This window comes from Azospirillum lipoferum 4B (assembly GCF_000283655.1).
In the GTDB taxonomy this organism is placed as follows: Bacteria; Pseudomonadota; Alphaproteobacteria; order Azospirillales; family Azospirillaceae; genus Azospirillum; species Azospirillum lipoferum_C.
In genome coordinates this window covers 188,973-207,214 of record NC_016586.1, presented here as the reverse complement: position 1 = coordinate 207,214, position 18,242 = coordinate 188,973, and the positions used below count along the sequence as shown (strand labels likewise).

The 18,242-nt window shown below is 67.5% G+C and carries 15 protein-coding genes; 6 read left to right on the top strand and 9 right to left on the bottom strand.

Annotated elements, in window-relative coordinates:
* Positions 1-57: 57 nt before the first annotated feature.
* A complete protein-coding gene (locus tag AZOLI_RS19240; RefSeq protein ID WP_044552490.1) occupies positions 58-702 on the top strand; it encodes an NADPH-dependent F420 reductase in 645 nt (214 codons plus the stop codon).
* A gap of 97 nt (positions 703-799) precedes the next feature.
* Here AZOLI_RS19240 and AZOLI_RS19235 read toward each other — a convergent pair whose 3' ends face one another.
* Complete coding sequence (locus AZOLI_RS19235) at positions 800-1,951, bottom strand: ISAs1-like element ISAli14 family transposase (protein WP_014188797.1); 1,152 nt, start codon at positions 1,949-1,951, stop codon at positions 800-802.
* 104 nt (positions 1,952-2,055) lie between these two features.
* Between AZOLI_RS19235 and AZOLI_RS33655 the strand changes: the two genes are divergently transcribed.
* The gene (locus tag AZOLI_RS33655) at positions 2,056-2,184 is read left to right on the top strand and encodes a hypothetical protein (RefSeq protein ID WP_275451548.1); all 129 of its coding nucleotides are present in this window, start codon (positions 2,056-2,058) and stop codon (positions 2,182-2,184) included.
* Positions 2,185-2,254: 70 nt separating this feature from the next.
* On the opposite strand, the gene AZOLI_RS19230 is transcribed toward AZOLI_RS33655, so the two are convergent.
* The gene (locus tag AZOLI_RS19230; protein ID WP_014188796.1) at positions 2,255-2,905 is read right to left on the bottom strand and encodes a DedA family protein; all 651 of its coding nucleotides are present in this window, start codon (positions 2,903-2,905) and stop codon (positions 2,255-2,257) included.
* A 414-nt stretch (positions 2,906-3,319) separates the two neighbouring features.
* On the opposite strand from AZOLI_RS19230, the gene AZOLI_RS19225 reads away from it, so the two are divergent.
* A complete protein-coding gene (locus tag AZOLI_RS19225) occupies positions 3,320-5,599 on the top strand; it encodes an EAL domain-containing protein (protein WP_014188795.1) in 2,280 nt (759 codons plus the stop codon).
* 26 nt (positions 5,600-5,625) lie between these two features.
* Here AZOLI_RS19225 and AZOLI_RS19220 read toward each other — a convergent pair whose 3' ends face one another.
* Both AZOLI_RS19220 and AZOLI_RS19215 read right to left on the bottom strand, forming a co-directional pair.
* Positions 5,626-7,269 carry an ATP-binding protein gene (locus AZOLI_RS19220; RefSeq protein ID WP_244442611.1) on the bottom strand — a complete coding sequence of 548 codons (1,644 nt, stop codon included), beginning with the start codon at positions 7,267-7,269 and terminating at the stop codon, positions 5,626-5,628.
* Positions 7,260-8,249, bottom strand: a complete 990-nt coding sequence (locus tag AZOLI_RS19215; protein ID WP_014188793.1) for a BMP family ABC transporter substrate-binding protein — start codon at positions 8,247-8,249, stop codon at positions 7,260-7,262. The genes AZOLI_RS19220 and AZOLI_RS19215 overlap by 10 nt, the downstream gene beginning before the upstream one ends.
* A gap of 295 nt (positions 8,250-8,544) precedes the next feature.
* Here AZOLI_RS19215 and AZOLI_RS19210 point away from each other — a divergent pair, with 295 nt between their 5' ends.
* Together AZOLI_RS19210 and AZOLI_RS19205 are read left to right on the top strand one after the other, a co-directional pair.
* A complete protein-coding gene (locus AZOLI_RS19210) occupies positions 8,545-9,294 on the top strand; it encodes a substrate-binding periplasmic protein (RefSeq protein WP_162488324.1) in 750 nt (249 codons plus the stop codon).
* 90 nt (positions 9,295-9,384) lie between these two features.
* Positions 9,385-10,950, top strand: a complete 1,566-nt coding sequence (locus tag AZOLI_RS19205; protein WP_014188791.1) for a methyl-accepting chemotaxis protein — start codon at positions 9,385-9,387, stop codon at positions 10,948-10,950.
* 93 nt (positions 10,951-11,043) lie between these two features.
* Here the strand turns inward: AZOLI_RS19205 and AZOLI_RS19200 are convergent, their stop codons facing one another.
* The 3 genes from AZOLI_RS19200 to AZOLI_RS19190 are packed head-to-tail and all read right to left on the bottom strand — an operon-like array spanning position 11,044 to position 14,395.
* Entirely contained in the window at positions 11,044-12,420 is a 1,377-nt protein-coding gene (locus AZOLI_RS19200; RefSeq protein WP_014188790.1) for an aspartate aminotransferase family protein, read from the bottom strand.
* Positions 12,417-13,247: a phosphonoacetaldehyde hydrolase gene (phnX, locus tag AZOLI_RS19195; protein ID WP_014188789.1), complete on the bottom strand. Its 831-nt coding sequence runs from the start codon at positions 13,245-13,247 to the stop codon at positions 12,417-12,419. The genes AZOLI_RS19200 and phnX overlap by 4 nt, the downstream gene beginning before the upstream one ends.
* Before the next feature lie 29 nt (positions 13,248-13,276).
* A complete protein-coding gene (locus AZOLI_RS19190) occupies positions 13,277-14,395 on the bottom strand; it encodes a 2-aminoethylphosphonate--pyruvate transaminase (protein WP_014188788.1) in 1,119 nt (372 codons plus the stop codon).
* A gap of 114 nt (positions 14,396-14,509) precedes the next feature.
* Between AZOLI_RS19190 and AZOLI_RS19185 the strand changes: the two genes are divergently transcribed.
* The gene (locus tag AZOLI_RS19185; RefSeq protein WP_014188787.1) at positions 14,510-15,496 is read left to right on the top strand and encodes a LysR substrate-binding domain-containing protein; all 987 of its coding nucleotides are present in this window, start codon (positions 14,510-14,512) and stop codon (positions 15,494-15,496) included.
* On the opposite strand, the gene AZOLI_RS19180 is transcribed toward AZOLI_RS19185, so the two are convergent.
* Positions 15,414-17,138 carry a putative 2-aminoethylphosphonate ABC transporter permease subunit gene (locus AZOLI_RS19180; RefSeq protein ID WP_014188786.1) on the bottom strand — a complete coding sequence of 575 codons (1,725 nt, stop codon included), beginning with the start codon at positions 17,136-17,138 and terminating at the stop codon, positions 15,414-15,416. The two genes, AZOLI_RS19185 and AZOLI_RS19180, sit on opposite strands and share 83 nt — an antisense overlap.
* A complete protein-coding gene (locus AZOLI_RS19175; RefSeq protein ID WP_014188785.1) occupies positions 17,135-18,208 on the bottom strand; it encodes a putative 2-aminoethylphosphonate ABC transporter ATP-binding protein in 1,074 nt (357 codons plus the stop codon). Before AZOLI_RS19175 ends, AZOLI_RS19180 begins: the two co-directional genes overlap by 4 nt.
* Positions 18,209-18,242: the final 34 nt, after the last annotated feature.

The window sequence follows — 18,242 nt, the reverse complement described above, 5'->3', positions numbered from 1 at the left end:
CTTCGGGGCGCTGACGGTTTTCATCTCCTCAAGCCCCTGCTTCTAAAGGACAAAGCTATGAGTATTGGTATCATCGGTTCTGGCGCCCTTGGCTCCAACGTTGCACGCGCTCTTGCTAAAAAGGGCATTTCTGCAACAATCTCAAACAGTCGCGGTCCGCAATCCTTGGCCTCGCTGGTTGAAGAACTGGGCCCCTCGATCAAAGCGGGAACGGTTGAGGAGGCAGCAAGCGCCGACATCGTTTTCGCCGCCGTGCGCTGGGTTGATGTGGAGAAGGTGTTCACCAACTTGCCGGCGTGGAATGGCCGCATCGTCATTGATGGCACCAACCCGGTAGAGTTCATCGATCCCAATTCACCCGACGCCACAGATCCGAGCAATCCGCTTGCAGCCTATGGCATCAAGGCGGTCGATCTGAATGGCAAACATTCCAGCGAAATATTCCACCAGTTTGTTCCGGGCGCTCGGGTCGTCAAGGCGTTCAACCACCTTGATGTCAACGTTCTGAAGGAGCCGGAGGTGGCGAGCGGCAAGCGCGTGCTGTTCTATTCAGGTGATGACGCCGCTGCAAAGGCCGAAATCCGCAAGATCATCAAGGATATGGGTTTCGCCCCGGTTGACCTTGGCGCGCTTGACGTCGGCGGCCCGCTGGCATCCCTGCCCTTCGGTCCATTGTCGGCGCAAAACTTCATCCGAATATAAGCGCAGGGCCGGTATCGACTGTCTCCAGATCCCGCTGGGCCGCGGCTGCAGCCCCCCAACCAGGGTTGCATAGCGGCATCAGGGCAACGAGTCCAGGTTAATGCGATGAAGGTGTAAGCAGGTTTGCCAGGACGTTTGGGTCCCAGCCTGCGAGCTTTCTGGTTGATTTGATGGAGTGTTTTCCCTTTCCCACGCGGACGGCATTGATGGCGAAGTGGCGGACGACGGCCATGTTCCGGGCGCCGTGTCCTTTTCGCAGGCGGTGATCTTCGCGGAAGGTGACGTCGAGGACCCAGTGCAGGCAGTTTTCGATGCCCCAGTGCCCGCGCACAGCTTGTTCGAGGCGGTGGGAGGTGAGCGCGGCCGAACTGAGGAAGAGGCGCCGCATGGTGCTTACGCTGCCGGCCTTTTCGACGACGCTCTCGACCAGGGCGATGGTCTTGAGGTGAGGGAAGCGGGGTTCGTCGGGATAGCGCCGGTCGCCCGACAGCCAGTCGACCTCCTGGCTGACGGCATAGCGGCGGCTCTCGATCCGGCCATGGCCTTTGTCGACAGCGGTGTGCTCGGCGATCCGGGCCTCGGGATCATCGAAGTAACGGCCGATCTCGGCGAACAGGGTTGGTTGATTGGCCTTTACCGCCAGCAGATAGTCGCCCTTGCGCTCGGTGATGGCTGTGGCGATGGCGGGATTGCAGGCGATGGCGTCGATGGTGACCACCGCGCCGTTCAGATCCAGGCGCTCCAGGATCTCGGGGATCACCGCGCACTCGTTCTCCTTCTCGTCCACGGCTTCCTGGGCCAGCACCAGGCGTTCGGTGGTGGCCCAGGCAGACACCAGATGCAGCGCCTTGCGCCCGGCGGCCCGGTCATGGCTGCGCCGCGAGGTCTTGCCGTCGATGGCGATCAGCTTCGGCGCGTCCGGGCGCAACGCCAACGCCCAATCGGTAAAGCAGGCCTGGAACAGGTCCGGCCCAATCCGGTTCATCACCACCCGAAGCCAGTCCGCACACGGCGTGCCGAAGTGGAACTCCGAAAAGCGCCGCAGGAACTCCAGATGATTACGCCCCCAAAGGGCGATCTCATCGTAGTCCTCACAGTCCGCTATGGTCGCGGCCACCACCAGAAACAGCACCTCCCGCAGCGGGTACCGGACTTCCGGAGCCTCGCGCGGGTACTTAAGGACGGAAAAATGGTCAAGCAGGCTGCGCAGGCGCGACCGCTGGAACGTCTCGTCGAACTCCTCGGACATCCGAGCCTCCCTCTCGTCGGGTAGGCCCTCCATGAATCACACTCCCCACCAACAGGGAATCCTCATCGTCAATCGTTAACCTGACCCCGTGGCCCTGCACCCTGTTGCCGGCCATCGCCACCATCGGCATCGTTCTCTATGCCGCCATGCTCCACCTCAATTTCGACATGCGCGACGCCGGACTCCCCCTTCTCTGCACCGTGGCCTTCCTGATGACCTACAAGCGGGCATAGGAAGGCGGGCGCAGGGCGAACTCCGGCGGAGCGAACCGGACGGACACGGTCGTCAGGCCGGGAACGGGGGTCAGCACCCCGTTCTTTCCGGCAGCCCGGCAACGGGTGGAGCGGGCGCGCAGGATCTTGCCGCGCCCTGCCCCGCATTGGCGTCGACCGCCGGTGCGGCGCGGCCACCCATTCCGCTCAAATCGTAGCCGGTCCAGGCAAGATGGCCCGGCGACATCAGCAGCGGCGCCCAGATCACGGCCGACAGGACGTTGAAGGTCTGAAACTTCCGATGGGGCATCGCCATCATGCCGGCCGTCGTCGGCACCACCGCGCGCAGCGGGCCGATGAAGCGCGCCAGGAACACGCTCTTGCTTCCATGACGCAGGAAGAAGGCTTCGCCGCGGCGGCGCAGGTCGGGCTGCCTGCTCAGCGGCCATATCCGGAACATGCGCTCGCCATAGCGGCGACCCAGCCAGTAGGAGGTGGCGTCACCCAGGATGGCGCCGCCCGCGATGGCCAGATAGACCGACCAGAAATCGAGAACGCCCGCGCCCACGAGTGCACCGGCCGCGATCAGCATGACAACGCCGGGAACGAGAAGCCCGACGAGCGTCAGCCCCTCCGCAAACGCCATCAGGAAGATGATGACTTCCGCCCAGTCCGCATGCGCTTCGATGAAGGCGGCGAGAGCGGCCCCCTGGGCTGCGAAATCCGGCAATCCCGTCAGCACGGCGTCTGCGCCCGCATCGTCCCGATGCTTGCAGGGCGCTGGCCGACGGTGAGCGGTCGATGCAGGTCGGTCATGGGAAGCGCCAGGTCCTTATTCCAAGTCGGTGAAGCCGTCGAAGTCCCGAAACGCGATGACGCCCCTCGGCGCGAGCACAGGATCTCAGCTGGACTTGCTTCCACCATCATTCAAGTCCACAGCGTGCGATTTATCGCCTGTCGGCCGCCGCCTGCACCGCCGATCCGCAGGACTTCCCGCCCGGCCGGGGGAGCGGATTGCCCCGCGGCCCCGAGCACTGGCGATTTGACGATCCGACTCGATGACCGTCACATGATCTTCACGCAACCGTCATGATCGCACGCCGTTCCAGGCAATAATCTGGCACCGTTGGAACAGGTGGGATCCGGGCGGTCATCAATGGAAGCATCCGATGATAACGACGTACTCGATATAATCGAGGATGACGGCCAGATCGGCAGCACGGCACCCGGGCGGGTCTGGCGCCTCCTGGTGGTCGACGATGACGAGATCGTGCATGCCTCGACCAAGTACTCGCTCCACGATATCGACATTCTCGGTCGGCGTCTGGAACTGACCCACGCGAAATCGGCGGCGGAGGCCCATGCCATCCTGCGGACGGACAGCGATTTCGCCGTCATCCTTCTCGATGTCGTGATGGAGACGCCGGATGCGGGATTGAAGCTGGTCCGCATCATCCGCGAGGAGCTGAAGCTCACCACCTTGCGGATCATGCTCCGCACCGGCCAGCCGGGTTACGCGCCCGAACTGGCGGTGATCCGCGACTACGACATCGACGATTACAGGACGAAGTCGGAGCTGACGCGCAACCGGTTGCTCACGTCGCTTTTCACGGCGTTGCGCGCATACAGCCACATCCAGGCGCTGGAGTTGAGCCGCAAGGGTTTGGAACGGATCATCGCCGCCTCGGCGGGGCTGTTCCGGCGCAGTTCCCTGCGCTCCTTCTGCGAGGGCATCCTGCTGCAACTCGGCGGCCTTCTCGATGTCGAGGCGAACGGTTTCGTTCTCGCCCGTGTGGCGCCGCCGACGGCGGCGAGGCTCGGCAATGGCGAGGAACCGCTCATCCTGGCGGCGGCCGGTCCGTTCTGCCACCTCTCGGGCACACCCCTCAGCCATGTGGAAGACGGGCCGCTGCGCACGCTGATCGCGTCGGCGCTGGAAGGAAAGCGGAGCGTCTATCTGGACGGCGTCACCGTGCTCTATATCCCCGGCCAGTCCGGGGACGATCTGGCCATCTACGTCGCGACCGGGCGGGAGATCGGGCCGGACGTTCGGCGCCTGCTGGAAGTCTTCTGCTCCAACGTGGCGCTCGGCTTCGACAACGTCTCGCTCCTCGACGACGTCCGGTCGCTCGCCTATTACGACACGCTGACGGGATTGGCCAACCGCACCCTGTTCCTGGAGGAGATCGGCAGCCGGATCGCGCGCCAGTCGCCGTCGGCCGGCGTGCTGACGGTCCTGCTTCTCGACCTCGACCATTTCCAATCGGTGAACGATGGACTGGGACACGAGACCGGCGACAGGCTGCTGCTGGCGGTGGCCAACCGGCTGGGCTCGGTGTTCAGCGACCGGCACGCGGTCAGCCGCATCGCCAGCGACATGTTCGGGGTGCTGGTCTGGCTGAAACAGCCGCTCGATGAACGGGATCTGGTGCGCGCTGTCGACCTGTGCTTCGCGGATCCCTTCACCATCAACGGACACCCCATCGATATCCGGATATCGGGCGGCTACGTGCTGGCCGACGATCGGGAGTCGGACGTCCATCGGCTGGTCCGCCGGGCGGGGATGGCCTTGAAGGGAGCCAAGCGCAGCGGGCGTGGCCGCATCCTGCGCTTCGACCCCGCGATGGAAGAGGAACTGCACGGGCGGCTCTCGCTGGTCAGCCGCCTTGCCGAAGCGCAAGCCAACGGTCAATTCTCTCTCGTCTACCAGCCGCAGATCGCCCTGTCGGACGGAACCCCCTTCGGGAGCGAGGCTCTGCTGCGCTGGCAGCTGCCGGAAGGGACCTGGGTCAGACCCGACCAGTTCATCCCGGTTGCCGAAGATGCCGGCCACATCCTCAGCCTGGGCGAATGGGTCCTGCGGCAGGCCTGCCTGCATCAGGTCCACTGGCGCGACAGTGCCGTCGGGCGCCTGCGCATGGCCGTCAACGTCTCGGTGCGGCAGCTGCGCGACGGCAGTTTCGTCCACAGCGCCGAGCGCATCCTTTCGTCCTGCAACGCCGACCCGCGCGACATCGAACTGGAGATCACCGAAAGCCACGCCATGGAGAACGATCAGGTCCTTGCGACGGTTCGGACGCTTCGCGGCATGGGTTTCAGCATCGCCATCGACGATTTCGGCACCGGCTACTCGTCGCTGTCGCGGCTGCAGCAACTCCCGGCCTCCGTTCTCAAGATCGACCGCTCCTTCGTAACCGATCTCGGCACTGTCCCGGAAAGCCGCAGCATCGCCGCAACCATCGTAAAGGTCGGTCATGAGCTGGGAATGACCGTCCTCGCCGAAGGGATCGAGACGGCCGAGCAGGAGGAAATCCTGCGGTCGCTCGGCTGCGACGCCGCGCAGGGCTACCTCTATGCCAAGCCGATGCCGGCGCCGCAATTCGAGCGCTGGATCCTGGACAACATGCCGGCCCGGCTCCCGGCAGCGGTTTCCTGACCGCAGGACCGGGATCGGCAGGTCGGTCAGGAGGGCATGATCACCGGCTCCTCGACGGCGTCCTGCCCGGATTGTTGCGGAGCCACCAGCGGCAGGACGATGGAAAAGCGGGTTCCCTGGCCGATCTGGCTCTCCACCGCCACCACCCCGCCCAGAACCCGCATGACGATGGCGTAGACGATGTGCAGGCCAAGCCCGCTGCCGCCCGAACCGAGCTTGGTCGTAAAGAACGGATCGAAGATCCGCGGCAGAACCGCCGCCGGGATGCCCGCCCCGTCATCGGCCACCGTCAGGGTCACATGCCGGCCGTCCTCCTCCAGCGTCGCGCCGACGGTGATGCTCCCCGCCGCCGTCGCGTCGGCAAAGGCGTGAAGCATGGCATTCGTCATCAGATTGGTCAGCACTTGGCCGAGAGCACCCGGAAAGCTGTCCATCACCACGCCGCCGGGCAGCCTCAGATCGATGGACACCGGAGAATGCCTGTAGGTCGGCCGCAGCATGGCGACGACCTCGCCGCAGACGACATCGAGCTCGAACCGGCGGCGCAGCTCGCCCGTCTGGTCGACGGCCACGCGCTTGAAACGGCCGATCAGTTCGGAGGCCCGCAGCAGATTGCCGACCAACAGCTGGCTCGCCGTGCCGAAGCTGTCGGAATAGTCACGGATGACCGACCGGCGCAGCTCCTTGCCCTGAAGAATGGCCTGGAACTCCGTGATCTTGTCCGACAGCGTCGTCGCGACCGTCAGGCTGCTGCCGATGGGCGTGTTGATCTCATGCGCGATGGCGGCGACCATGCCGCCGAGCGCCGCCAGCTTCTCGGAACGGATCAGTTCGTTCTGCGCCAGCTTCAAGGTTTCCAGCGCCGCGGTCAGCTCCCCGGTGCGTTTGGCGACGATCTCTTCGATCACCTCCATGTGGCGGGCCTGACGCTCGATGAACTCCAGCCGCTCCGCCGCATGCTGCTTCAAGGTGCCGAGCGCCGCCGCCATCCGTCCGATCTCGTCCCGGCGGTCGACCCGCGGGATCTCCAGATCGATCCTCCCGGCCGCCAGCACGGCCATGCCGTCGGTCATCTGGCGCACGGGTGCGGTGACGCCACGGACGATGACCGCCAGCAGCCCGCACACCGCGACCAGCAGGCCCAAGCCGCTCAGCGCAATGGCCCAGGCCCGGCTGTTGATGGTCCGTTCCGCATTCGCGGTCGTCAGGTAAAGCCGCAGCTGACCGATATGCTGTCCCCTGCCCTGCTCCCCGGCCTGTCCCCCTGCGGTCAGCCGGATCAGGGAAACCTGTTCGACGATCAGTCCGCTGCGCGGCGGATCGACCTCCCCCAGTCCGAGGAAGACCGAACCGCCGCGCTCGAAGACGACCGCGCCGACGAAGTCGGGATCCTTCGACAGAGGATGCAGGATCGACTGTGCCGCAACCCGGTCGACGTTCCACAGCGCATCGCCGACTCCGCCGGCGAGAAGCGCAACCGTCTGCCGGGCCCGTGCCTCGAGCGCCGTCCGGGCATCCCGATTGGAAAAACTGATCGCCACCACCACCGCCAGACCGACCGCAAGCAGCAGGGGGAGGCAGATCAACCCGACGGTCCGCACCATCAGGCTTTCCGAGAACACGGCGCCGAACCGGGTGAGGCAGCCGCGCAGCATCCAATTCAGCGGCATGACTCGACCAGTTCGGCCGGGCGCACGGCCAGCGATCCGGCAGCGATCTCCGCCGCAGCCGTTCCAAGCCGGGGCGCCAGGCCGGCGACCAGGGCCGCGTTGGCCTCGTCCCTCGCCCAATCCACGCCTTGCTCCGCCAGCCCCAGATACTGCACCCCGCCGGTCCATTTCCCCTCATGCGCATCCTTCAGGGCAAGATAGGCGGCGACATCGACCCGCTTCAGCGCCGATGTCAGGACATGGCCGGGAAACAGGCCGTTCTGGTTGGTGTCCACGCCGATCCCCAGACGCCCGGCTGTCGCCATCGTCTCCAGCACGCCGATCCCGGCATAGCCGGCGGCGGCGAAAACGACGTCGGCCCCTTCCCCGATCATCTGCTCCGCCACGCGGTGCGCGGCATCCTTGTCCCGGAACGCGTTCGCCTCGTTGCCGAGAAAGCGGCGCAGCAGCCTGACCGACGGACGGCTTGCCATGGCGCCCTGGATGAACCCGCATTCGAAGCGCTTGATCGGCGGAATGGGCATCGCGCCGATGAAGCCGACCGTGCCGGTGCCGCTCGCCAATCCCGCCGCCATGCCCGCCAGATACGCGGCCTCGTCTTCGCGGAAGAGAACGGAGCGCACGTTCGGAAGATCGACCCGACCGTCGATCAGAGTGAAATGGACGTCCGGAAACTCCTGCGCCACGGTGGAAACCGCGCCTTCGTTGACGAAACCGATCAGCAGGATGTTGCGGATGCCGAACCGCGCGAAGTTCCGCATCGACCGGATGCTCTCCTCCTCGGTGCGGATGACGTTCTCCCGCGCATCGGTGCCGGTTTCGGTCTTGAACCGTTGCAGGCCGCGCAACGCCAGTTCGTTGAATCCTCCATCCGTCTTGGTGTTGTTGAAGATGATGGCGAACTGGCGGTCCGCCAGAGTTTCGGCCCGGCCGGATGTGGCCATCGCCACGACGAGCAGCAGGATCAGGAGGAACTGCACCGGAATTCACCTTTTCAGGATCGACTTGCCCGGACTTTCGCAGACCTGATTTGCGCAGAGATGATCATTCCATGACAGTTTGACGACGTCCGAAATAAAACCGAAAACAAAATCCGGATTCATCGGCACGCGAACAACAATCGAACAATGAATTTTCCATGAAAATACTCGTGGGATCTGGGTTGGTAACCTGCAGTTAACGATGCGGATTCGACAGTGACGCGGCAAATATCATAACGCGACACGCTGTCCTCTCGCCCTGTGCCGGGGCCAGGACCTTCCGGGGAGCACCGCCATGATTGGTAGACTGATGGGTTTCAACCTCATCCTGGCCGGCACCATCCTGGCGTCGACCGCCGGAGCGAGCGCGGACATGGTTCGCCTGACCACGCTGGAATGGCCCCCCTACTCCGGCTCGCTGCCGGACAACGGCTTCTCCAGCATCGTGGTCCGCGAAGCGTTCAAGGCGATGGGGCATACGGTGAGCATCGAGGTGCTGCCCTGGCAGCGCGCCGTCCACAGCGCCAAGGAAGAGGCCGGCGTCGTCGGGTATTTCCCGGAATATCCCTCGGATCTGGATGGCTTCGCCCTTTCCGGCCCGATCGGGGACAGCCCCCTCGGCCTGATCGTTCCCGCCGGCGCCAGGATCGCCGACACCAGCCCGTCCGCCCTGGCCCGCCTGAAGCTGGGCGTGGTCAACGGCTATGTGAACGCCAAGCCGGTGAGCGACGCCATCGCGGCGAACGGCCTGAAGCCGGAAGCGGTGGTGGACGATACCACCAACATCCGCAAGGTCGCCGCCGGCCGCATCGAGGCGGCGGAGATCGACCGCTATGTCTTCTCCTATCTGATGCGCAACACCGCCGAACTGAAGCCCCTGCAGGGCAAGGTCGAATTCGGCCCGACGCTCGAATCGAAGACGCTGCACGTCGCCTTCAACACCAAGCCGGAAGGGCGGAAGTGGGCGGCGGTCTTTGCCGAAGGGCTGACGAAGATCGACATCGGCACCCTCCAGAAACAGCACCTGTCGGCGCTCGCGAAGTAACGGCACCCGGCCGGCGCCCCAGGTGCCGACCCGGCAAGGATGGCCACAGCCCGGTTTCCCTGGGGGCTGCCGCTTCAACAAGGAGTCGCGATGTTCGGAATTTACCGCCGCAGCCTTACGGTCCGCGTCCTGTTCCCGATCGCCGCCCTGTTCGTCGTCCTGGCCCTGGCCGCGATGACGGGGATCGCCTACATGAACATGACCGTTGCCCGCAACGGCCTTACGGAACGCGCGCAGATGGTCGCGACGGCCCTTGCCGGCGGTGCCGGCGAGGCCCTGTGGAACATGGATGCGAACGCGGCCTCGGCCCTGCTCGCCGCCCTTTCGGCCGATCCCGACTATGTCGGCAGCTCGATCAGGGACAAGGACGGCAAGGTCTTTGCCGCCCATGGCGCCACGGCGACCCGGCCGGATGACGGGATCGTCAGCAGCGCTCCCGTCACGCGGAACGAGGGCGCGAAGGCGACGCAGATCGGAACGCTCCAGGTCACGCTGTCGACCCGGCGCATCCAGGCCGACATCCGCTCGACCACCATGGTCATCGCGCTGGCCGCGCTGCTGTCGGTGCTGGTGATCTGCGGCGTCCTCGGTGCCATCGTCCGGACCGTCACCCGCCCCATCGCGCAGATGACCCGGGTGATGAGCACGCTCGCCGCCGGGGAAACCGAAGTCGAGGTTCCGGCCACCGGCCGGGAGGACGAAGTCGGCAAGATGGCTCTCGCCGTCCAGACCTTCCGGGAAAATGCCGTCGAACGGCGCCGTCTGGAAGCGGAGCAGCTGCGCCTGCGCGAGGAGGCCGAGCAGCAGCGGCAACGCGCGCTGGCCTCGGTCGCCGAGACCTTCGACCGCGATGTCGGGCGCCTTCTGGCCGATGTCAACGGAACCGCCACGTCCATGGGTCTGGCGGTCGGCGAGGTGGCCGCCAGCGCCGGCGAGAACGCCACGGTCAGCCATAGCGTGGCCGATACCTCGGAGGAGGTCAGCAGCAACGTGCAGACGGTTGCGGCGGCTGTGGAGGAACTGGCGGCGTCGATCCGCGAGATCTCCGTCCAGGCACAGAGCTCTCAGTCCGAATCGCAGGGTGCCAGCCGGCAGGTCGCCACCACCGTGGACCTCATGAACCGGCTCGTCGGCGATGCCGGGCGGATCGGCGACGTCCTGACCCTCATCACATCCATCGCCGGGCAAACCAACCTGCTGGCGCTGAATGCCACCATCGAAGCGGCCCGGGCGGGAGAGGCCGGCAAGGGCTTCGCGGTGGTGGCGACCGAGGTGAAGAACCTCGCGGGCCAGACCGCCAAGGCCACGGAGGAGATCTCGGCCCTGATCGGCGCGATCCAGGCTTCGACCGGCGACGCCGCCGGCAAGATCGGCGACATCTCGCGGGTGATGGAACAGCTCAACAGCATCAGCGCGTCGATTGCCGCCGCCGTCGAACAGCAGAATTCGGCGACCACGGAAATCAGCCGCGCCGTCCAGCAGGCGGCCCAGGGTACCGAGCGCCTCCGCCTGAATGTCCGCACCGTTGCCGATTCGGCGCAACGCAACGGCACCGCGGCCGCCAGCCTGCATGGCGGCATCCAGGAACTGGAGCGCAGCGTCCACGAACTCCAATCCCAGGTGGACCGCTTCGTCGGCACATTGCAGAACGGCTGAGCCATGGCTGCCGATGGATGGGGTCCATCGGCCGAACGACCGGCATCGCGGCGGAGCGGCTGCTTACGTCCCTGAAAAATCCCGATTGCGTCGTCAGGCAGACCCGATTGCCGCGGCGACGATTGCCAGAGCCCGCTCCAGCTCGGCCTCGGCGATGGTCAGGGGTGGCGACAGGGTCAGAACCGTTCCCTGCGATATCTTCAGGCTGACACCGGCGGCGAGTGCCGCGTAGAAGGCCGCCTCCGCCCGGTCGGCGGCGCTGCGGCCGAGATGGTCGGCCAGTTCGATCCCGATCAGCAGCCCGGCGCCCCGGATGTCGGCGATGCCCGGCAGGGGCCCAGTCAGCTCGCGCAGGCGCTCCAGCGCCAGGGTGCCGAGAGTCGCGGCGCGCTCCGCAAGCCCTTCGTCCCGGACGATGTCCAGGGTCGTCAGGCCGGCGCGGGCGAGCAGCGGGTTCTTCTCGTGGGTGTAGTGGCCGAGCGCGCGGTCGGCTGCCACGTCCAGCCCGGCGCGGGCGATCACCGCCGCCAGCGGCAGCATGGCGCCGCCAAGCGCCTTTCCCAGCACCAGGATGTCCGGCCGCGCGCCGAAGGGCTCATGGCTGAACAGGCTGCCGGTCTTGCCGAGGCCGGTCGGGATTTCGTCGAAGATCAGCAGGGCGCCGGCGTCGTCGCAGGCCCGCCGCACCTCCGCCCAGAAGCCCGGCGGCGGCACATAGGGCACGGCGCGCACCGGCTCCGCCACCACGGCGGCGACGTCGCCCTCCTTCTCCAGCACATAGCGCAGCATCCGCGCGCAGGTCATCCGGCAGGTGTCGAGGTCGGGACCGCCGCCGGGGGCCGGGTCGAAGCCGTAGGGACAGCGGGCGCAGGCGAAGGGCGCCACATGTTCGGTTCCCGCCAGCAGCGGCCCGATCCCGTTGGAGCGGAACAGCGCCTCCCCACCGACACTGGACGAACCGAAGCCGGCACCGTGGAAGGCGTCCCAGAATGAGACCGTCTTGAAGCGGCCGGTGGCAACGCGGGCCAGCTTCAGCGCGATCTCGATCCCCTCCGACCCGCCGGGCGCGAACAACACGCGACTGCCGGGGCCGGTCGGAGCGATTGCGGTGAGGCGCTCCGCCAGTTCGGCCGCCGGCTCGCAAGCAAAGCGGCGCGGGGCGAAGGACAGCTCGTCCATCTGCGCCTTGAGCGCCGCCACCAGCCGGGGGTGGGCATAGCCGATGTGATGGACGCTGTTGCCATGGAAATCCATGAAGCGGCGGCCGTCCATGTCCTCGATCCAGATGCCCTCGGCCTTGCGGATCGCCGACAGGCAGGGGGTGGACAGGGACTGCCTCAGGAAGGCGGCGGCGTCGCGCTCCACCAGCGCGCGGGAACGGGGGCCGAGCGCGCCGGCCATCCAGCCTGCGCGCCGCGGCCCGAGATTGATGTCGCCTTCGGACCGGTCGGGTTGCGGATTCGCGCTCACGGCTTCTCGCCGCGGGCCAGCCGCGCTTCGATGGCGTCGAGCAGCGGCAGCGCCTCGGCCAGGGACCGGACGACATAGTGGGCGCCGGCCCGAGCCAGCCGGTCGGATGCTGCGACATGCAGCGCGTCGCGCCGCTCGGGCGCCAGCGCCTGCCAGTCGGCGAGCGGCAGGCCCACCTCGTTGCCGGTGTCGGCCACCGCGATGGTCCACATGCCGGCGTTCAGCCCCTCTTCGACATCGACCACGGTGTCGCCGATCTTCACGCAGGCTTCCACCGGCGAGATGGACAGCTCGACGACGCAGCGCAAGGCCATCGCCGGGCCGGGACGACCGGCCGGCGTCTCGCCCGCGCAGACGGTGATGTCGGGCGTGTAGCCCTGCGCCGACGCCACGCGCTGCACCACGTCCATCACCGGGCGGGGATAGCCGGTGGTCGAGCCGATCTTCAGCCCGCGCGCCCGCATCGCGGCGACCGTCTCCGCCGCACCGGGGATCAGGTCGGAATGCCGGGCCACCACATCCACCTGCAGCGGCAGGAAGGTCTCATAGAGCCGGTCGACATCGGCGTCGGTCGGGGCGGCGCCATGGACGGCGGTCCAGGCCTCGGCCACCGGCGCCATGCGGGTGATCGCCTGGATGTGGTGCCATTTGGCCATGCCCATGGGGGCGCGGGCCTGATCCAGCGTGATGGTGACCCCGGAACGGCGGAAGGCCTCCATGAAGGCGCCGGCCGGGGCGAGGCAGCCATGGTCCACCGTGGTCCCGGCCCAGTCGAGGATGACGGCCTCCAACGGACCGGTATAGCGGCGCGAATAGACGAAGCTCATGGATTCGGGCTTTCGGGAAAGAGGAGAGGTCAGGGAGCGCCGGACGCGACGCCCATCTCGGACAGGGTGGCGCGGATGGCGGCGATGGCGGCGGTCATCTCCTCCGCGCCCAGCCGGCCGATGCAGCCGATGCGGAAGCTGTCGGCCACCGTCAGCTTGCCGGGATAGATGACGAAGCCGCGCTCGCGCAGCCGGTCGTAGAACTCGGCGAAGACGAAGGCCGGATCGGCCGGCATGCGGAAGGTGACGATGATCGGGGCCTGCAGATGGCCGGGCAGCAGCGTCTCGAACCCCAGCGCCCGCATGCCGTCGATCAGAATGGCGGCGTTGGCGCGATAGCGGGCGCCGCGTCCCTCGACGCCGCCTTCCGCCTCATGCTCGTCCAGCGCCTGGGCGAAGGCGGCCACCACATGGGTGGGCGGGGTGAAGCGCCACTGCGCGTTCGCCTCGAAGCCGCGCCATTGGTCGTGCAGGTCGAGCGACAGGGAATGGGCGTTGCCCTTTGCGGCCTCCAGCGCGTCGCGGCGGGCGATGACGAAGCCCATGCCCGGCACCCCCTCCAGGCATTTGTTGGAGGATGCGGCCACCGCCACGGCGCCCAGCGCCGCCATGTCCAGCGGCAGCGCGCCGAAGGCGCTCATGGCGTCGATCAGCAGGGCGCGGCCACGCGAGCGGACCACCTCCGCCACCGCTTCGATGGGATTGAGGATGCCGGAGGTGGTTTCGCAGTGGACGACGGCGACATGGGTGATCGCCGGATCGGCGTCGAGCGCCTCGGCGAGCGAAGCGGGCGACACCGGTTGGTCCTCCGCCGTTTCCAGCGCGGCGACGGACCGGCCGGCGACCTCGGCGATGCGGACCATGCGGGTGCCGTAGGCGCCGTTGACCAGCACCAGCAGCCGGCCGGCGCGCGGCACCAGCGTGCCGATCATCGCCTCCACCGCAAAGGTGCCGGAGCCCTGGACGGGCACCGCGGCATGGCTGTCGGCGCTGCCGCCGGCCAGACGCACCAGCCGGGCGCGGATGCCGGCGTTGAGATCGATGAAGCGTCCGTCGCGCGAGCCCCAGTCGCGCAACATCGCCTGCTTGACGGTGGCAGAGGTGGTCAGCGGACCCGGGGTCAGCAGATAGGGCACGGAGTCAGACATTTGGGACCATTCCGGAGGAAAGGGGGGAAGCGCGACGGTCGGAATGGCCCCATGACGCCGCTTCGCCTATCATAAAGCCAATCCATTCGGCCTATGGGTCCATAGATGAAATCAATGAACTTCGCCCAGCTGCGCGCCTTCCACGCGGTGGCGACGGAGGGGGGATTCACCAAGGCGGCCCGCCTGCTGAACGTGACGCAGCCGACCTGCTCGCAGGAGGTGAAGGCGCTGGAGGAGACCTATGGCGTCACCCTGTTCGACCGCTCCAACCGTCAGGTGGCGCTGACGGAGGTCGGCACGGCGCTGTTCGCCGTGACCCGCCGCCTGTTCGCCGCCGAGCAGGAGGCGATGGAGCTGCTGGCCGGGGTCCGGCATCTGAAGGGCGGCACGCTGGCGGTCGGGGCGGACGGGCCGTTCCATGCGGTGCCGCTGATCGCCCGCTTCACCCGTGCCCATCCGGGACCGACGGTGACGCTGGCCGTCGGCAACTCGCGGACCATGCTGGAAGGATTGATGGAGACGCGCATCGACGTGGCGGTGCTGGCCGACGTGCCGGGGGACTCGCGGCTCTATGTGCTGCCGCTGCGGCGCGATCCGGTGCGGGCGCTGCTGCCGAAGGCGCATCCGCTGGCGCGGCGCCGGGCGGTGTCGCTGACCGATCTGGCGGCGGAACGGCTGGTGCTGCGGGAACCGGGATCGATGACCCGCCGGCTGGTCGAACGCGCGCTGTCAGCGGCGGAGGTCACGCCCGCCGCGATCATCGAGATTCAAGGCCGCGAAGCGGTGGTGGAGGCGGTGGCGGCGGGGCTGGGCATCGGCTTCACCTCCGCCGCCGAGTTCACCGGCGACGGGCGGCTGGTGCTGCTGCCCATTGCCGGGGCCGAGATCGAGATGGACGAATATGTGGTCTGCCTGCGCGAACGCCGCCGGCTGGCGGTGGTGCGGGCTTTCCTCGATCTGGCGCGGGAGGTGGCGGCCGAGGCCGGGGGCCCCCTGTCCGCGCTCAACTCCTCCGGCCTCAGCGCCGCCGCCATGCCTGCGTCCGCCGCTGCAGCGCCCAGGACAGCAGGGCATGCAGCACCCGCACCGCGGCGGAGGTGAGGACGATCATCATCGCCATGGCGGCGGCCCCTGCCACCTCGCCGGCATCGTCCATGTTCAGCACGGCGACCGACGCCGGCTTGGTTTCCGGCGCATAGAGGAAGACGACCGCCGACACCGTGGTCATGGCGTTGACGAAAAAATAGATGGCGATGTCGAGGATGGCCGGCAGGCACAGGGGCACCGTCACCCGTAGGAAGGTGGACCAGACCGGCACCTTCAGGCTGGCCGACACCGCTTCGAATTCGGCATCCAGCTGCTTCAGGGCGGTGACGGCGGTCAGGTGGCTGACGGTGTAGAAATGCGCCACCGTCGACAGGACCAGGATCGCCATGCCGTGATAGAGCCAGCCCAGCGGGTTCCACGGCGCGTTGAAGAAGAAGATATAGGCGAGGCCGAGCACCATGCCCGGAACCGCCAGCGGCAGGATCGCCATCAGCCGCACAATCCCCTTCATCGCCGCCCGTCCCGGCGCCCGTTCCACCAGCCAGGCGCCGGTGAAGACGATGGCGGTGCCGGCCAGCGCGGTCCAGAAGGCCAGGATCAGGCTGTTGGCGTAGCTGCTCCAGCCCGCCGAATCGAACTGGGCGAAATCGTAGTTCGCCAGCGTCGGCGTCAGATTGTAGGGCCAGAAGGTGACGATGGAGGCGAAGCCCGCCACGCCCAGCATCCCCAGCATCAGGCCGCCGACCAGTGCGCAGAACAGGAAGGCCAGCCGGTCGCCGACCGGGTTCAGCCGCGGCTGGAACGGCACGGAGCGGGCGGACAGCAGCGCCATCTGCCGGCGCTGGCCGAACCAGTCGGCGACGAAGGCCAGCACCGCCGGCAGAAGCAGGACGATGCCGACCACCGCGCCCATGCCGAAATTCTGCAGGCCGACCACCTGCTTGTAGACGTCGGTCGCCAGCATGTTGGTGGAGCCGCCGATCACCTTGGGCACGCCGAAATCTGTGACCACCAGCGTGAACACCACGAAGATTGCGGAGATCAGGCCATAGCGCACGCCGGGCAGGGTGATGGTAACGAAGCGCTTCCAGGTGCCGGCCCCCAGCGCCTCCGCCGCCTCGTACAGGCGGGCGTCGGAGGTCGACAGCGCCACGGTCAGGATCATCACCGCATGCGGGAAGGCGTAGAAGACCTCGCCCATCACGATGCCGATGGGGCCGTAGATGCTCTCGCCCATCAGCAGGCCGCGCAGGATGCCCTTGTTTCCGAACAGATAGACCAGCGCGATGGCCGGCAGCAGCGATGGCGCCAGCAGCGGGATCTGCGCCAGCAGCCGGAACACCCCTTTGCCCGCCATGGCGGTGCGGGTCAGGCAGAAGGCATAGAGGAAGGCCAGCGGCACCGTGATCGCGGTGGTCAGCAGCGACAGGGTCAGGCTGTTGACCACCGACCGCACCAGCGTCGGCGTCTCCAGGAAGGCCGCGAAATTGGCGAGCCCGACGAAGGCGCCGTCGCGATCATAGACGCTGCGCAGGAACAGCGCGCACAGCGGCAGCAGGACGAACAGAGCCAGGAACAGCGCGATCCCGCCCATCCCCAGCCCGAACAGCCAGCGCTCGCCCCGCTCCACCGGCCGGCCGGTCTGCCGGGCGGCAAAGAAGGAGGATTTCGGCACATTTGCCCGCAGCGCGCTCATCGCGCGGCCTCGAACACGCGCAGCCGCTCGCGCGGCAGGGTCACCGCCAAGCGGCGGCCGGGGTCCAGCGACAGGTCGCGCACCAGATTGGCCGACAAATCGGCGGTGACGCGGGCGTCGCCCAGCCCGTCGGCGGCCAGCCGGGCGCGGTGGAAGGGGCCGAGGAATTCCAGGCTTTCGATCACCGCGTCGAGCGTGTTGGCGCCGCCGGCCGCGCGCACCTGCACATCCTCCGGCCGCAGGCAGACGGTCACGGCGGCGCCGGGGGCCGCCGCGGACAGATGGTCGCCGTCGCAGTCGAAGCCATGCTCGCCAAGCCGCACCCGGCCCGGTGCCTCCAGCACGCCGGACAGGAAGTTCATCGCGCCGACGAAATCGGCGACGAAGGGGCTGGCCGGCCGATGATAGACCTCGTTGGGCGTGCCGACCTGTTCGATCACGCCGTTGTTCATCACCACGATGCGGTCGGCCATGGTCAGCGCCTCCTCCTGGTCGTGGGTGACCATGATGGTGGTGATGCCCAGCCGGCGGTGCAGGTCGCGGATCTGGCGGCGCAGATGCAGCCGCACCCGTGCGTCGAGCGCCGACAACGGCTCGTCCAGCAGAAGCAGGCCGGGGGAAGGTGCCAGCGCGCGGGCCAGCGCCACCCGCTGCTGCTGCCCGCCGGAAAGCTGGCCCGGATATTTGGCGCCGGCATCGGGCAGGCCGACCAGCGCCAGCAGCTCCTCCACCCGCGCCCGTTCGGCGGCCCGGCCCAGCTTCAGGCCATAGGCGACGTTCCTGTGCACGGTCAGGTTCGGGAACAGCGCGTAGGATTGGAAGACGATGCCGTAATCGCGCGCCGATGGCGGCAATCGCGACACGTCGCGGTCGCCCAGCCACACCGTCCCGCCGCTCTGCGGGTCGAGGCCGGCGATCACCCGCAGCAGCGTGGTCTTGCCGCAGCCGGACGGGCCGAGGAAACAAACGAACTCGCCGCGCCGGATGTCGAGCGATACGCCCTTCAGCGCGGTGAAGGTGCCGAAGGTCTTGACGATGGACTCCAGGCGGAGATGGGGCGCGGCGATCATTGGCAGTGTGTCCCGGCGGGAAACGGCAGGGACG

Excerpts from the sequence above, each read along its gene's own strand:
- AZOLI_RS19240 (WP_044552490.1), top strand. The coding sequence starts at position 58 with ATGAGTATTGGTATCATCGGTTCTGGCGCCCTTGGCTCCAACGTTGCA.
- AZOLI_RS19235 (WP_014188797.1), bottom strand. The coding sequence starts at position 1,951 with ATGTCCGAGGAGTTCGACGAGACGTTCCAGCGGTCGCGCCTGCGCAGC.
- AZOLI_RS19225 (WP_014188795.1), top strand. The coding sequence starts at position 3,320 with ATGGAAGCATCCGATGATAACGACGTACTCGATATAATCGAGGATGAC.
- AZOLI_RS19220 (WP_244442611.1), bottom strand. The coding sequence starts at position 7,269 with ATGCCGCTGAATTGGATGCTGCGCGGCTGCCTCACCCGGTTCGGCGCC.
- AZOLI_RS19210 (WP_162488324.1), top strand. The coding sequence starts at position 8,545 with ATGATTGGTAGACTGATGGGTTTCAACCTCATCCTGGCCGGCACCATC.
- AZOLI_RS19205 (WP_014188791.1), top strand. The coding sequence starts at position 9,385 with ATGTTCGGAATTTACCGCCGCAGCCTTACGGTCCGCGTCCTGTTCCCG.
- phnX (WP_014188789.1), bottom strand. The coding sequence starts at position 13,247 with ATGAGCTTCGTCTATTCGCGCCGCTATACCGGTCCGTTGGAGGCCGTC.
- AZOLI_RS19190 (WP_014188788.1), bottom strand. The coding sequence starts at position 14,395 with ATGTCTGACTCCGTGCCCTATCTGCTGACCCCGGGTCCGCTGACCACC.
- AZOLI_RS19185 (WP_014188787.1), top strand. The coding sequence starts at position 14,510 with ATGAACTTCGCCCAGCTGCGCGCCTTCCACGCGGTGGCGACGGAGGGG.
- AZOLI_RS19180 (WP_014188786.1), bottom strand. The coding sequence starts at position 17,138 with ATGAGCGCGCTGCGGGCAAATGTGCCGAAATCCTCCTTCTTTGCCGCC.
- AZOLI_RS19175 (WP_014188785.1), bottom strand. The coding sequence starts at position 18,208 with ATGATCGCCGCGCCCCATCTCCGCCTGGAGTCCATCGTCAAGACCTTC.